The organism is Bacillus sp. FJAT-47783, assembly GCF_022808615.1.
Classification (GTDB): domain Bacteria; phylum Bacillota; class Bacilli; order Bacillales; family Aeribacillaceae; genus Bacillus_BZ.
Genome location: NZ_JAKZKS010000014.1, coordinates 23,427 through 37,463, shown reverse-complemented (window position 1 = coordinate 37,463; position 14,037 = coordinate 23,427). Strand labels below are relative to the sequence as shown.

The window sequence follows — 14,037 nt, the reverse complement described above, 5'->3', positions numbered from 1 at the left end:
AAATTTGTGAAAGTTAGTTAGGAGGGAAAGCGATCATGAAAGGACGCGTTACTCAAGTTATGGGTCCGGTTGTAGACGTTAAGTTCGAAAGCGGACACCTACCAGAAATCTACAACGCCCTAAAAGTTTCTCATAAAGCGCGTAATGAAAATGAAGTCGATATTGACTTAACATTAGAAGTTGCCCTTCATTTAGGTGACGATACGGTTCGTACTATTGCGATGGCTTCTACTGATGGTGTAACTCGTGGCATGGAAGTTGAAGATACGGGTGCTCCAATCTCTGTACCAGTAGGTGACGTTACATTAGGTCGTGTCTTCAACGTATTAGGTGAAAACATTGACCTTGATGAGCCAATCCCAGCTGAAGCTCGTCGTGATGCAATCCATAGGCAAGCTCCAACATTCGAGCAGCTTTCTACAGAAGTTGAAATTTTAGAAACGGGTATTAAAGTAGTAGACCTTCTTGCGCCATATATTAAAGGTGGAAAAATCGGTCTATTCGGTGGTGCCGGTGTAGGTAAAACGGTATTAATTCAGGAACTTATTAACAACATCGCACAAGAGCACGGCGGTATTTCTGTATTCGCAGGTGTAGGTGAGCGTACGCGTGAAGGTAACGACCTATACTTCGAAATGAAAGACTCCGGCGTTATTTCGAAAACAGCGATGGTATTCGGTCAGATGAATGAGCCGCCTGGAGCACGTATGCGCGTTGCGTTAACAGGTCTTACAATGGCAGAATTCTTCCGTGATGAGCAAGGACAAGACGTGTTATTCTTCATGGATAACATCTTCCGTTTCACTCAGGCAGGTTCTGAGGTATCCGCCCTTCTTGGACGTATGCCATCTGCCGTTGGTTACCAACCGACACTTGCAACAGAGATGGGTCAATTACAAGAACGTATTACATCTACAAACGTAGGTTCCGTAACATCGATCCAAGCGATTTACGTACCTGCCGATGACTATACTGACCCAGCTCCAGCGACAACGTTCGCTCACTTAGATGCAACGACAAACCTTGAGCGTAAGCTTTCTGAGATGGGTATCTACCCTGCGGTTGACCCGCTTGCATCGACATCTCGTGCCCTTGCACCTGAAATTGTTGGTCAGGAGCATTACGAAGTTGCTCGTCAAGTACAAGCAACATTACAACGTTATAAAGAATTACAAGACATCATCGCGATTCTTGGTATGGATGAGCTTTCTGAGGACGATAAGCTTGTCGTTCATCGCGCTCGTCGTATTCAATTCTTCTTATCTCAAAACTTCCACGTGGCAGAGCAGTTTACTGGTCAGCCAGGTTCTTACGTGCCAGTAAAAGAAACGGTACGTGGCTTCAAGGAAATTCTTGAAGGAAAATACGACCACATCCCTGAAGATGCGTTCCGCTTAGTTGGCCGCATTGAAGAAGTGGTTGAAAAAGCGAAGGAAATGGGCGTAGAAGCTTAATTTTGGGACCTAGGAGGAGGATCAATTCATGAAGACAGTACAAGTAAATGTTGTCACTCCAGATGGCCCAGTTTACGATGCAGAAGTTGAAATGGTAAGTGCTAAAGCTCAAAGTGGTGAGCTCGGAATTTTACCAGGACATATTCCAATGGTGGCTCCACTCTCAATTGGTGCAGTGAGACTCATTAACGGAGGCAGCACAGAACTCATCGCAGTTAGTGGAGGCTTTTTAGAAGTTAGACCTGATAAAGTTACCATCCTAGCACAGTCAGCAGAAAGAGCTGACAGCATCGATGTTCAACGTGCAAAAGCAGCGAAAGAGCGTGCAGAACGCCGCCTTCGTGAAAAAGCAGACGACATTGATTTCAGACGTGCAGAACTTGCACTTCAACGTGCCATCAACCGATTGAACATATCAGGCAAATAAATCATATAGATAAAAGGAACCTTAAGCTAAGGCTAAGGTTCCTTTTTTATTTTGGGTGTGGTGGAGATGATACCGGGTATCTCTGGAGAACCCGCAAGTTGATTTTAATTCCACGCAAGTTATGAAAGAAATGCGCAACTGATGAAAAATAGGCGCAACCCTAGAGATGTGGTACAATAAACCACCAAAAACGTGCAATGATCGATTTCCTTCATATGAAATTTGCTACATCTCAATCTCCGTATATGCACCATCCTCTTTAAGTTTTGAATAAACCCCTTTTGCGCATGCGAGGTCAAAATAAGCGGCACCAACTGATTTGAAAAAAGTAATTTCTTGGTCACTTTCTCGGCCACTTGCTTCACCTGCGACAAGTTGATGAAGCTCTCCATATATGTTTTGAAACGACCATTTCCCTTGACGTTCTGCATAAATGAATTCACCGGCTTCTTCTTTTACACCAGACAGGTCATCCACGACAATTTTGGAAGCTCGTAAAACGGTTGTTAAATCGACTTCCCGCATTGTTGGTAAATATGACCCCACTCCATTAATATGTGTACCTGGTTGTAAATCGTCTCCATTAAAGACTGGCTCATAGGAACGTGTTGCACAACAAATAATGTGTGCTTTTCTCACTGCTGATGAAACATTTTTTGTCACTTCATAAGGGGGTTCGATCCCATGTTCATGAAGTTTCTCACCAAACCTGTGCGCTTTTTCAATCGTTCGATTGACTAAATAAATTTGTTCGATGTTCCGGACAGCAAGGACGCCTAGCACTTGTTCCAATGCCATCCCCCCAGTTCCAATTACGGTTAAGACTTGTGCATCTTTTTTTGCTAAATATTGCGTGGCAATACCAGTTAATGCACCTGTCCGAAGCCTTGTTAAATAAGATGCGTTCATCATCGCTAAGTGATCGCCATTTTTAGCATCTGACAACAGTAAGACTCCTTGTGTTGTTGATTTTCCCCTTTTCGTATTTTGTGGGAAAATCGTGACAACTTTTACGACAGACAGTTCTTCTCCTAAATCCGCACTTGGCATGTATAGGGCGGAGCCTTCATATTTTGGAAATGTGAGAACGGTTCGATGTGGGTTCTCTACTTGATTTTCTTGTTTTGCCAGCAATATGCCTTTCACACTCTCTATCGCATCATCTATCTTATAAAATTGCTGAATTTGTTTTTCATTAAAAATGAGCACTTTTCAACTTCCTTTCATCAAGCTCTTCTTTTTTAGTGTTTGAATGGCAATTAAAGAAATGACATAAATCGCACTGGTACATGTGAATGATGGAAACGAACAAGTAAAGTAGTCGTGACTAAGGGGGGCCACCCGCTAAAATCTCCCATACCTTGAAGAGACACTTAAATTCGTTTCTTTTAACATTCTAGATATTTTAAAATTTTCTGTCAATAATAGTTGGTTTACGTCTAGTTTGAGTAACTACACTTATTGAAGATAAAATTGCTCTTTCTATTGATAAGTGTCTTATGTCTATCGGAAGTGATAAATAAATGCGGCAAAGTGATGGAAAAACGTCTAGAACTGATGAAAAAAATAGAGAAAGTGATGGAAAAACGTCTAGAACTGATGAAAAAACTTGAGAAAGTGATAACTAAAATAGTTTCATTAATATAAGAATATTCAGCACGGCTTGTTTATAAGATGGATAATAGAACCTATTAAAACTTTACTAGCTATTTCGACATTTTCATCCTGTCGACAGCTGATGTATAAAAATGGTACAATGATAGCGATTACATTAATCGTGTCATAAGGAGGCGAGCAGTTGGAATCACTTTTTGTTTATCAAAATAATTATTTAATCGTCTTCGTCTTTCTCTTGTTAGGTATTTTATTACCGGTTGTGGCCCTGACAATGGGGAAATGGTTACGCCCTTACAATCCAACAAAAGAAAAATTAACAACATATGAAAGTGGGATCGAGCCTTTCCATGATTCCCGTATTCAATTTAATGTCCGTTACTACATCTTTGCATTGCTTTTTGTCATCTTTGATGTTGAAACGGTTTTTTTATACCCTTGGGCCGTTGCTTATGAATCATTAGGTATTGTTGCCCTTATCGAGATGCTCATTTTTGTCATCATGCTCTTCATTGGACTACTGTATGCTTGGAAAAAGAAGGTGTTGAAATGGATGTAAATGGATCCGGAATTCCAAAAGAAGAGATGGAAGAGTTAAAACAAAGTGTTTTTTTAACGACATTAGAGCAATTAAAAGCGTGGGCTAGAAGTAACTCTTTATGGCCATTAACATTTGGACTAGCTTGTTGTGCGATTGAAATGATGGGTGTTGGCGCATCTCATTATGATTTAGACAGATTCGGGTCGTTTTTCCGCACATCACCGCGGCAATCCGATGTCATGATTGTCTCCGGAACGGTTACGAAAAAAATGGCTCCTGTATTAAGGAGGCTATATGATCAAATGCCAGAGCCAAAATGGGTGATTGCCATGGGGTCGTGTGCAACCGCAGGGGGGCCGTATATTAAGTCATATGCCGTTGTGAAAGGGGTCGATCAAATCGTTCCTGTCGATGTATACATTCCAGGGTGCCCACCAAACCCAGCAGCGCTAATTTACGGCATCAACAAATTAAAAGGAAAAATACGTGAAGAAGCAAAGGCAGGAAAGAAGGTGATGTAATATGACCGATCAAAACAAAACAGGGCAATCGAATGAGGAAAAGGATGATTTGGAACAAAAGAAAAAGAAAGCAGCAGCGGCAGCACGGGCAAAAGCCGAGGCACAGAAGAAACAAAAGCCGAAGGGAGAAGAGGAAAACGAGTCCACCCTCGAGCTTGCAAAGAAGAAAGCAGCAGCTGCAGCGAGAGCGAAAGCTGAGGCGTTGAAGAAACAAAAGCCGAAGGGAGAAGGGGAAAACGAGTCCACCCTCGAGCTCGCGAAGAAGAAAGCAGCAGCGGCAGCACGGGCAAAAGCCGAGGCACAGAAGAAACAAAAGCCGAAGGGAGAAGGGGAAAACGAGTCCACCCTCGAGCTCGCGAAAAAGAAAGCAGCAGCGGCGGCACGGGCAAAAGCCGAAGCACAGAAGAAACAAAAGCCGAAGGGAGAAGGGGAAAACGAGTCCACCCTCGAGCTCGCGAAGAAGAAAGCAGCAGCGGCGGCGCGAGCAAAAGCTGAGGCGTTAAAAAAGCAAAAGTCGAAGGAAGGAGAAGAAAGCGAGTCAGACCTCGAGCTCGCGAAGAAAAAAGCAGCAGCAGTCGCAAAAGCGAAGGCGGCGGCACGAGCAAAAGCGAATGCCAACAAATCCGATAGCGATTTAGAGAAAGAAAAGGCAAAAGCAATAGCCGTAGCGAAAGCGAAAGCAGCGGCGGCAGCGAAAGCAAAAGCATTACAATCTCAAGATGAACCGCCAAAAGAAGTAAAACCATCACCGAATCAACCTCTCTTAAATTTGTATAAAAGCGTAATGGAAAAGAATCTTGGGAATTCAGCCTTAGAGGATTCTTACATCAATACCCTTTCAAAAGATATTCCCACACTTGTCGTAAAAAAAGATGATTATTTGCGAGTCATCCAACTTTTTAAACAACATGACGAATTAGCGTTTGACTATTTATCCGAGCTACATGGAACGGACTTTGAAACGCATATGGAAGTTTACCTCCATTTATACTCCTTTGAAAAACAACATTCCGTTGCCATAAAAGTGAAGATTGATCGAGAGCAACCGGTAATAGAATCTGTTGCAAATCTATTTGAAGGTGCCAATTGGCCGGAGCGGGAGGCTTATGACTTACTTGGGATTACGTTTACAGGTCACCCAGAACTAAAGCGAATTTTACTTCCAGATGACTGGGTCGGTTATCCGCTCCGAAAAGATTATGAACCGTTTGATGTGGAGGTGTAGCGATTGATTCGGACGGAGGAAATGATGTTAAATGTTGGCCCGCAGCACCCGAGTACACACGGTGTGTTTCGGCTTGTCATTAAGATTGATGGAGAACTCATTCAAGAAGCTACACCGGTTATAGGTTATTTGCACCGTGGGACAGAAAAGCTAGCAGAAAACCTCCAATACACACAAATTATTCCGTATACAGATCGAATGGATTATTTAGCCGCGATGACTAACAATTATGTGCTTTGCCATGCGGTTGAAACGATGGCCAATATTGAGGTTCCGGAAAAGGCGGAGTTTTTACGCGTTATCGCGATGGAGCTTGGGAGAGTTGCAAGCCACCTCGTTTGGTGGGGAACATATTTATTAGATCTCGGTGCGGTTAGTCCATTTTTATATGCTTTTAGAGAACGGGAAATGATTATTAATCTATTAAATGAGCTTAGTGGGGCGCGCCTCACCTTTAACTATATGCGCGTCGGCGGTGTGAAGTGGGATGCGCCAGAAGGCTGGATAGAGAAAGTTCGCGACTTTATTCCTTATATGCGAAAGCAACTAGACGGTTATCACGATCTCGTATCAGGAAATGAAATTTTTTTAAATCGCGTAAAAGGGGTTGGGACGTACTCGAAGGAAGAGGCGATTCAATATTCATTAAGCGGAGCAAACTTGCGTTGTACAGGTGTTCCTTTTGACTTGCGAAAAAATGATCCGTACTCCATTTATGATCGCTTTCAATTTGATATTCCTGTTCGAAAGACGGGTGATTGCTATGCCCGCTATGAATGCCGAATGGAAGAAATCGAGCAGTCACTACGTATTTTAGAGCAAGCGGTCGAGCAATTTCCAGAAGAAGGACGAATTATGGCGAAAGTGCCGAAAATTATTAAACCTCCAAAAGGAGAAGCGTATGTACGTATTGAATCACCACGAGGCGAAATAGGGTGCTATATTGCTAGTAATGGAAAAAAAGAGCCGTATCGTCTCAAGTTTAGACGGCCGTCGTTTTATAATCTACAAATCTTACCGAAGCTCCTAAAAGGTGAAAATATGGCTAACTTAATCGCGATTTTAGGGGCGATTGACATTGTGTTAGGGGAGGTTGATGGATAATGATGAATCACCTTCTCGAAAGTGTGCCCACTGTTTCGAACTTCCTTCTGTTCTTTTTACTTGCAGTAGCCTTTTTATTCATGGTACTTGGGTTTGTCACTTACGGAATTTTAGCAGAACGGAAAGTGATGGGGTTTATGCAAGGGAGATACGGCCCGAGTGAAGTTGGAGGGAGATGGGGGTTATTACAAACGGTTGCCGACGTTTTCAAACTGCTTCTGAAAGAAGATACGATTCCAAAAGCTGCAGACCGGCCGTTATTTATATTAGCACCTATTTTCGCGTTTACCCCAGCGTTTTTAGTATTAGCGGTAATCCCGTTTACGGACGCTTTTCATTTTGCGGACCTTGGCATTGGTCTTCTGTACTATATCGCCATCTCGGGGTTAACGACGATAGCGGTTGTGACGGGCGGATGGGCCTCAAACAATAAATACGCCTTACTTGGCGGGATGAGGGCGGCCGCACAAATGATCTCATATGAAATCCCCCTCGTGATGTCGGTTATCGGTGTCGTGTTATTAACGGGCAGTTTAAACTTAATCGACGTTGTCGAGGCGCAAGCTAACGTTTGGTTTATTTTTCTTCAGCCTATCGGGTTTCTCATTTTTCTCATTGCATCTGTCGCAGAGCTAAACAGAACCCCCTTTGACTTACCTGAAGCAGAATCAGAGCTCGTCGCAGGGTACCATGTCGAATATTCCGGCTTTCGCTGGGCATTCTTCATGCTTTCCGAATATGTGTACTTGTTTGCAATGGCCTCGTTAACGACCGTTTTATTTCTCGGTGGTTGGCATCCTGTTTTCTTTCTAGATTTTATTCCAGGTGCCATTTGGTTTGCCTTAAAGTTTAGTGTTATCGTCTTTTTCCTCATCTGGTTTCGGGTGACGTTTCCGAGAATTCGTGCAGATCAATTAATGGAGTTTGGCTGGAAAGTATTATTACCGATTGCCTTAGCCAACATTTTTATTACGGCTCTTATAAAAGAACTCTTTTTAAAATAAAAGAAGTGGGGTGAAAGTATGAAGGGGCTGTCAAAGGGGCTTGTCTATACATTAAAAAATTTAACGGCAAAAAAGGTGACGTATGATTATCCGAATGAGCCCATTCAAATGCCCGATCGATTCCGCGGCATCCAAAAATTTTATCCAGAAAAATGTATCGTTTGTAACCAATGTGCCAACATTTGTCCGACCGATTGCATCCAACTAACGGGAAAAAAACATCCGGATCCAAATGTGAAAGGAAAAATTATTGATACGTACGACATTAACTTTGAGATTTGTATTTTATGTGATTTATGTACAGAGGTTTGCCCGACAGAAGCCATTGTCATGACGAATAATTTTGAGCTTGCCGAATATAGCCGTGATGAGCTGTTTAAAGACTTAACATGGCTAGATGAAAACGATGAGAATGTTCGGAAGGAGAATAAAGTATGACTGGGGAGTTCATGGCGTTTACCGTTTTAGGGGCGATCGCGATTTTAGGTGCTCTCTTTATGCTTCAATTGTCGAAAGTCGTTCATATGGTTGTCGCTCTTGTTTTCACCTTTCTTAGCTTAGCTGGATTGTACGTATTATTATCCGCTGAGTTTGTAGCAGCTGTACAAGTGCTCATTTATGCTGGGGCGATTACGGTCATCATGTTATTCGGCATTATGCTAACGAAGCATCAAGACGAAGAGACGTCTTCTAATCGATTAAAAAAGTTCATCGTTTTTCTTCTTATTATCGGGTTTGCAATTTCGTTTTATATCGGTATTTATCAGCTTGATTTTCATCAAGAGGGAACGGATTTACATGTGAATAATACAAAACAAATTGGGAATCTTCTTTATACACGTTATATCATTCCTTTTGAATTGACTTCTGTCATCTTATTAGTGGCGCTCGTTGGGGCGATTATTTTAGCGAAAAAGGATGAAGAAAAGGAGGAGAAACCATGACGACAACTCCTTTATCCTTGTATTTACTATTAGCTCTCGTGTTATTTTCAATTGGAATGTACGGGGCATTGACGAAGCGAAATACTGTCATCGTCCTCATCTGTATTGAATTAATGCTGAATGCAGCAAATTTGAATTTCATCGCTTTTAGTAAATATGGGCCTATTCCTTCCTTGCAAGGTCAAGTGTTCTCATTATTTACGATGACGATCGCTGCGGCTGAGGCAGCAGTTGGACTGGCTATATTGATTGCGATATATCGACGGCGTAAAACGGTTCAAATTAATGACTATGAAACAATGAAACATTAAATGTGAAGAGTGAGGTGATGTACGATGATGGAAATTGCTTGGCTTATCCCTTTATTTCCGCTTGCTTCCTTTTGTGTTCTTCTTATATTAGGGAAAAGTTTACGTGAAAAAAGTTGGATACTAGCCAGCTTTCTAATGCTCCTTTCAACGATTCTGTCACTATTCGTCTTAATGGATCGAGTCGATCAACCTACATTCCAAACGGAAATGTCATGGTTTTCAATTGGTACAATGGACATCTCTTTTGGGTATCAAATAACCGCCCTTAATGCTTTAATGCTACTAGTTGTATCACTCATTAGTTTCTTTATTCATATCTACTCGATCGGCTATATGAAAGGGAATAACCGCTTTCCGATCTTTTATGCATACCTTGGCTTGTTTACATTCGCTATGCTTTCATTAGTGATGACGACAAACTTTTTACAGCTTTATATGTTTTGGGAATTAGTTGGGGTTGGTTCCTTTTTATTAATCGGCTTTTATTTTGAACGGGAAAAAGCAAAAGAGGCGGCGAAAAAGGCGTTTATTATGACACGGATTGGTGATGTCGGTCTTTTTGTCGCAATCGTTCTCCTTTTCACACAAATTGGCAGTTTTCAGTATGAAGAAATCTTTACAAGCATTCAAAACGGAGAGGTTTCTTCTTCAATGGTAACGCTCATTGCGATTCTCATTTTTATTGGAGCCATTGGAAAGTCCGGGCAATTCCCGCTTCACACATGGCTGCCTGATGCGATGGAAGGACCGACGCCTGTATCGGCGCTCATTCATGCCGCAACAATGGTCGCAGCAGGTGTGTACTTAGTCGCTTACGTGTATCCGATTTTTTTAGCAAGTGAGACCGCCCTCATCACAGTCGCTAGTATTGGCGGGTTTACCGCGATCTTTGCCGCGAGCATCGCCTTAACGCAAAAAGATATTAAAAGAATACTAGCGTATTCAACGGTGAGTCAACTTGGGTATATGATGCTTGCGCTCGGAACAGCTGGCTATGTCGCAAGTATTTTTCATTTAACGACACACGCGTTTTTTAAAGCATTGCTCTTTTTAGGGGCAGGAAGTGTCATCCATATCGTACATACCCAAAACATTGACAAAATGGGAGGTTTAAAGAAATTAAAGTGGACGACATCATTCTTTGTCATCGGTGCCTTATCATTAAGTGGTGTCCCGCTATTTGCAGGCTTTTATAGTAAAGAGGAAATTTTCGTATCTGTTTGGTCAAGCGGACATTACGGTTTATTTGTCATCGCTGTTCTTACGGCGTTATTCACATCCTTTTATATGTTCCGTCTTGTGTTCCTCGTCTTTGGTGGGAAAAGAAAGGAAAACGACGATTCCCTTAAGGAATCCCCTAAGTCTATGCGTTGGACAATGGGTATACTTGCGATCTTCGCTATCGTCATCGGTTATTTGAATTCACCACTACTGGGTCGTCCGCTGGAAAAATGGCTAATCACAGATGTTTCATGGCAAATGACACATCACGACAGTCCAGCTTGGATGGTGCTCCTGTCTATTGTCGTCTCATTAGGAGGTATCGCTCTCGCCTATGCGATGTATCGTGAAAAACCATTGTTATCAAAAGATTGGGCGTCAACAAGAGCGCCGCACCTTTATCAGCTTCTCGGCCACCAATATTTTATCGACCGTTTTTATAAAAAAACGTTTGTACGCGGAGTTCGGATAACGGCACAAATTGGACAATGGTTGGATCGATTTGTTGTAGAAGGAATCGCAAACAGTGTCGTGAGTCTTGTCAAATGGCTTGGGAAAAGAGGAGCACTTGCGCAAAATGGTCAGACACAAATTTACGGTGCCGTTGCCTTTGGTAGTTTAGCGATATTACTCGTGATTTACGCGTTGACAGGAGGTGTATGGTAATGGAACAAGCATCCTTTCTATTAACAGTCCTCATTTTTTCGCCACTTCTTGCGATCGTGTTTTTATTTTTTGTACCGAACAAGGATCAACAAACGGTCAAGATTTTAGGGTTTCTCGGAACATTACCATCCCTTTTTTTAAGTAGCTGGCTCTTGTTAAAGTATCATCAAGGATTTGATTTATCGACAATTGCGGAATCGCGACAATGGCTGCAATTCGGCTTTTATCCAGAAGAAAATAACCGTCCCTTTTCGGTTCGATATGAGCTAGGTGTCAATGGATTTTCACTTCTTATGATTTGGCTTACGGCCCTTCTTTCTACTTTGTCGGCAGTTGCTTCGTTTCGAATCAAAGAAAAGGTAAGAGGGTATTACGGATCATTTTTTCTATTACTCATCGGGATGCTTGGTGTGTTTGCGGCTGAAAACTTAGTATTATTTTTCTTGTTCTTTGAACTAACCCTCGTTTCGTTATTTTTTATTATCGGCAAATGGGGCGGTTTCGAAAAAGAAAAAGCGGCTTATGCCTATTTACTTTACAACGGTTTAGGTTCAGGCATTTTATTTATCGTCATCGCTACCATTTTTGCGAAAACAGGGACGACGAATATCGAAGAGTTAACGACGTTTTTAAGTCGTGCGGGCGGTCCGTTTTCATCAACGGTTCAACAATGGCTTCTGATCACGTTATTGGTTGCTTTTGGCATTAAACTACCGATATTCCCTTTTCATCGCTGGATGTTAAAGGTGCACGTTCAAGCACCCCCTGCCATTGTGATGCTTCACTCAGGTATTTTATTAAAAATTGGTGCATATGGTCTCATTCGATTTGGAATCGGGTTTTTCCCGGAGGCGTTTGCTTCTGTGAGTCAGCTTCTTCTCATCTTAGGTTTAATCAATTTGTTGTTTGGCGCTTTTTTAGCCCTTATACAAACGGAATTCAAGCTCGTTTTAGCGTATTCAAGTGTTTCCCATATGGGCATCGTCTTACTCGGCTTAGGCGCGATAAATGATGCAGGACTGCAAGGAGCGATATTTCAAGTCGTGTCACATGGATTAATATCGGCGATGCTGTTTTTCATCGTCAATATAATGGAAGAGCGGCTTCATACGACCGATTTAAAAAAATTAGGCGGTGTCGCAGGTGCCATGCCAAAGCTTTCTGGCTTTTTACTGATCGCAGCCATGGCCTCACTCGGCTTGCCGAGCATGTCCGGTTTTATAAGTGAATTGACGGCTTTTATCGGTGTATTTGCCGCAAATAAAACGATCGGATTCATCGGTGTCCTTGGTCTCATCTTAACGGCTGCTTATATGCTTCGTGCCGTGCTCTCTGTTACATTCGGTTCTTATGAACGTCCAAAACAAACGGTTGATATGAAGTGGGTTGAGACGGCTTCTGTCATGACACTACTCGTTTTTATTATCGGGCTCGGTGTATATCCAAAGTGGGTGGCTGACTCCGTTATCGTAACAGTCCAAACAATGCTAAGAGGGATAGGGGGGTGAATGAGGCATGGATCTTGCAACATTTTTGAGCTATGAGTGGGAAGCGATGGTTCCGGAATTTATCATTCTTGGCGTTGCCGTCATCCTTTCAGTGCTTGACTTATTTTTGTCAAAAAAAGATAGACGTCTCCTCGGTTGGCTCGGCTTCATTGGAATTGTAGGAGCGACAATTAGTCTTGTTTTCTTGATGAAAGAAGAAACGGTGACCATTTTACAAGATACATTTGTCCTTGATTATTTTGCGAAAGTTTTTAAACTTTTATTATTAATCGGCGCTTCTCTTGTTATGTTACTCGCCATCGGATATAACGTGAAAGATGACCGATTTCCTTACAGTGAGTTTTATTATTTATTTTTAACAGCCCTTCTTGGTGCGATGATTATGAGCTCAAGTGGTGAACTGATTACATTGTTTGTCGGTTTAGAGTTACTGTCGATATCTTCTTATATTTTAGCTGGAATTAAAAAGCGTGAAGGAAAATCGAATGAAGCCGCGTTGAAATATGTCATTAACGGCGGAATCGCATCAAGCATTACGCTATTTGGGTTTAGTTACATTTATGGCTTATCAGGCACAACAAATATAGGAGAAATTTCGTTATTGTTCTCACAAAACGGAACGGAAAATGTACAATATGTATTAGGTTTAGCTTTTTTCGTCTCGTTCGTTGGTTTATGCTTTAAAATTGCCTCGGTACCGTTTCATATGTGGGTTCCAGATGTGTACGAAGGGGCACCAACACCTGTTACGGCCTTTTTAAGTGTTGTATCGAAAACAGCCGGTTTTATCTTAATCATCCGCCTGTTTATCTCGATTTTCGGAAATGCACCGACGAACAACGGCTTATCGCTTTTATGGAATGTAAAACCGTATATTGCGGTTGTTGCAGCCCTTACGATGGTCATAGGAAATGTGATCGCCTTAAGGCAGCAAAATGTGAAACGAATGCTCGCGTATTCTTCCATCGCACATGCAGGCTATATATTAGTCGCATTCGTATCATTGTCGCCTTACTTTTATCTTGATACGATTTGGTTTTATCTTTTGTCCTATATATTTATGAACATCGGAGCGTTTGCCATTATTCAAGGTGTAGGACACCATCTCTCTTCCTTTGCAGGGATTTATAAATCATCACCTTTTTTAGCATTGGCAATGACGGTTTTTCTACTTTCGCTGGCAGGGATACCAGGAACAGCCGGCTTTATTGCAAAGTTTCATATATTATTAAGTGCTCTTTCGACTGATCCTGCGCACTTCGCTTTAGCGCTTATCATGATTATTACAACGATCGTTTCATACGTTTATTATTTTGGTGTACTCGTTCAAATCTTTTTCCGACCCGCTCAAAGGGAACAATCTTTTCAACTGTCAAAAACGGTATGGGCAGTCATTTTCATTTGTATGATATTTACGATCTTACTCGGCATTTTCCCACAAATCGCTCTTGATCTTTTGTACGTATCATGATCAACATGTTGAGAGGTATGAGGTTA

General features: G+C 41.9%; 14 protein-coding genes. 13 read left to right on the top strand and 1 reads right to left on the bottom strand.

The window, feature by feature from the left end; genetic code table 11:
• Positions 1-32 precede the first annotated feature (32 nt).
• Together atpD and MLD65_RS11245 are read left to right on the top strand one after the other, a co-directional pair.
• Entirely contained in the window at positions 33-1,454 is a 1,422-nt protein-coding gene (gene atpD / locus MLD65_RS11250; RefSeq protein WP_243292006.1) for a F0F1 ATP synthase subunit beta, read from the top strand.
• A gap of 28 nt (positions 1,455-1,482) precedes the next feature.
• Entirely contained in the window at positions 1,483-1,881 is a 399-nt protein-coding gene (locus tag MLD65_RS11245) for a F0F1 ATP synthase subunit epsilon (RefSeq protein ID WP_243291966.1), read from the top strand.
• A 225-nt stretch (positions 1,882-2,106) separates the two neighbouring features.
• Here MLD65_RS11245 and MLD65_RS11240 read toward each other — a convergent pair whose 3' ends face one another.
• Positions 2,107-3,090: an ornithine cyclodeaminase family protein gene (locus tag MLD65_RS11240; protein ID WP_243291965.1), complete on the bottom strand. Its 984-nt coding sequence runs from the start codon at positions 3,088-3,090 to the stop codon at positions 2,107-2,109.
• Positions 3,091-3,679: 589 nt separating this feature from the next.
• Between MLD65_RS11240 and MLD65_RS11235 the strand changes: the two genes are divergently transcribed.
• From MLD65_RS11235 to nuoN, 11 genes are read left to right on the top strand one after another with little or no spacing between them, the layout of a single operon-like run.
• On the top strand, positions 3,680-4,054 hold the full coding sequence (locus MLD65_RS11235) for an NADH-quinone oxidoreductase subunit A (RefSeq protein WP_243291964.1): 375 nt from the start codon (positions 3,680-3,682) through the stop codon (positions 4,052-4,054).
• Entirely contained in the window at positions 4,045-4,557 is a 513-nt protein-coding gene (locus tag MLD65_RS11230; RefSeq protein WP_243291963.1) for a NuoB/complex I 20 kDa subunit family protein, read from the top strand. The genes MLD65_RS11235 and MLD65_RS11230 overlap by 10 nt, the downstream gene beginning before the upstream one ends.
• A gap of 1 nt (position 4,558) precedes the next feature.
• On the top strand, positions 4,559-5,782 hold the full coding sequence (locus MLD65_RS11225) for an NADH-quinone oxidoreductase subunit C (protein WP_243291962.1): 1,224 nt from the start codon (positions 4,559-4,561) through the stop codon (positions 5,780-5,782).
• A gap of 3 nt (positions 5,783-5,785) precedes the next feature.
• On the top strand, positions 5,786-6,886 hold the full coding sequence (locus tag MLD65_RS11220; RefSeq protein WP_243291961.1) for an NADH-quinone oxidoreductase subunit D: 1,101 nt from the start codon (positions 5,786-5,788) through the stop codon (positions 6,884-6,886).
• The gene (nuoH, locus tag MLD65_RS11215) at positions 6,886-7,890 is read left to right on the top strand and encodes an NADH-quinone oxidoreductase subunit NuoH (protein WP_243291960.1); all 1,005 of its coding nucleotides are present in this window, start codon (positions 6,886-6,888) and stop codon (positions 7,888-7,890) included. The genes MLD65_RS11220 and nuoH overlap by 1 nt, the downstream gene beginning before the upstream one ends.
• 18 nt (positions 7,891-7,908) lie before the next feature.
• On the top strand, positions 7,909-8,328 hold the full coding sequence (gene nuoI, locus MLD65_RS11210; protein WP_243291959.1) for an NADH-quinone oxidoreductase subunit NuoI: 420 nt from the start codon (positions 7,909-7,911) through the stop codon (positions 8,326-8,328).
• Positions 8,325-8,834 carry an NADH-quinone oxidoreductase subunit J gene (locus tag MLD65_RS11205; protein ID WP_243291958.1) on the top strand — a complete coding sequence of 170 codons (510 nt, stop codon included), beginning with the start codon at positions 8,325-8,327 and terminating at the stop codon, positions 8,832-8,834. Before nuoI ends, MLD65_RS11205 begins: the two co-directional genes overlap by 4 nt.
• Positions 8,831-9,145 (top strand): NADH-quinone oxidoreductase subunit NuoK, encoded by a 315-nt coding sequence (gene nuoK, locus MLD65_RS11200; RefSeq protein WP_243291957.1) that lies wholly within the window; start codon positions 8,831-8,833, stop codon positions 9,143-9,145. Before MLD65_RS11205 ends, nuoK begins: the two co-directional genes overlap by 4 nt.
• A 24-nt stretch (positions 9,146-9,169) precedes the next feature.
• Positions 9,170-11,032 carry an NADH-quinone oxidoreductase subunit L gene (gene nuoL, locus MLD65_RS11195; protein WP_243291956.1) on the top strand — a complete coding sequence of 621 codons (1,863 nt, stop codon included), beginning with the start codon at positions 9,170-9,172 and terminating at the stop codon, positions 11,030-11,032.
• Complete coding sequence (locus tag MLD65_RS11190; RefSeq protein ID WP_243291955.1) at positions 11,032-12,540, top strand: complex I subunit 4 family protein; 1,509 nt, start codon at positions 11,032-11,034, stop codon at positions 12,538-12,540. Before nuoL ends, MLD65_RS11190 begins: the two co-directional genes overlap by 1 nt.
• Positions 12,541-12,547: 7 nt before the next feature.
• Positions 12,548-14,011, top strand: coding sequence for an NADH-quinone oxidoreductase subunit NuoN (gene nuoN / locus MLD65_RS11185; RefSeq protein ID WP_243291954.1), 1,464 nt, complete (start codon positions 12,548-12,550; stop codon positions 14,009-14,011).
• The last annotated feature ends 26 nt before the right edge of the window (positions 14,012-14,037 follow it).

Excerpts from the sequence above, each read along its gene's own strand:
- MLD65_RS11245 (WP_243291966.1), top strand. The coding sequence starts at position 1,483 with ATGAAGACAGTACAAGTAAATGTTGTCACTCCAGATGGCCCAGTTTAC.
- MLD65_RS11230 (WP_243291963.1), top strand. The coding sequence starts at position 4,045 with ATGGATGTAAATGGATCCGGAATTCCAAAAGAAGAGATGGAAGAGTTA.
- MLD65_RS11225 (WP_243291962.1), top strand. The coding sequence starts at position 4,559 with ATGACCGATCAAAACAAAACAGGGCAATCGAATGAGGAAAAGGATGAT.
- nuoH (WP_243291960.1), top strand. The coding sequence starts at position 6,886 with ATGATGAATCACCTTCTCGAAAGTGTGCCCACTGTTTCGAACTTCCTT.
- nuoI (WP_243291959.1), top strand. The coding sequence starts at position 7,909 with ATGAAGGGGCTGTCAAAGGGGCTTGTCTATACATTAAAAAATTTAACG.
- MLD65_RS11205 (WP_243291958.1), top strand. The coding sequence starts at position 8,325 with ATGACTGGGGAGTTCATGGCGTTTACCGTTTTAGGGGCGATCGCGATT.
- nuoK (WP_243291957.1), top strand. The coding sequence starts at position 8,831 with ATGACGACAACTCCTTTATCCTTGTATTTACTATTAGCTCTCGTGTTA.
- nuoL (WP_243291956.1), top strand. The coding sequence starts at position 9,170 with ATGATGGAAATTGCTTGGCTTATCCCTTTATTTCCGCTTGCTTCCTTT.
- MLD65_RS11190 (WP_243291955.1), top strand. The coding sequence starts at position 11,032 with ATGGAACAAGCATCCTTTCTATTAACAGTCCTCATTTTTTCGCCACTT.
- nuoN (WP_243291954.1), top strand. The coding sequence starts at position 12,548 with ATGGATCTTGCAACATTTTTGAGCTATGAGTGGGAAGCGATGGTTCCG.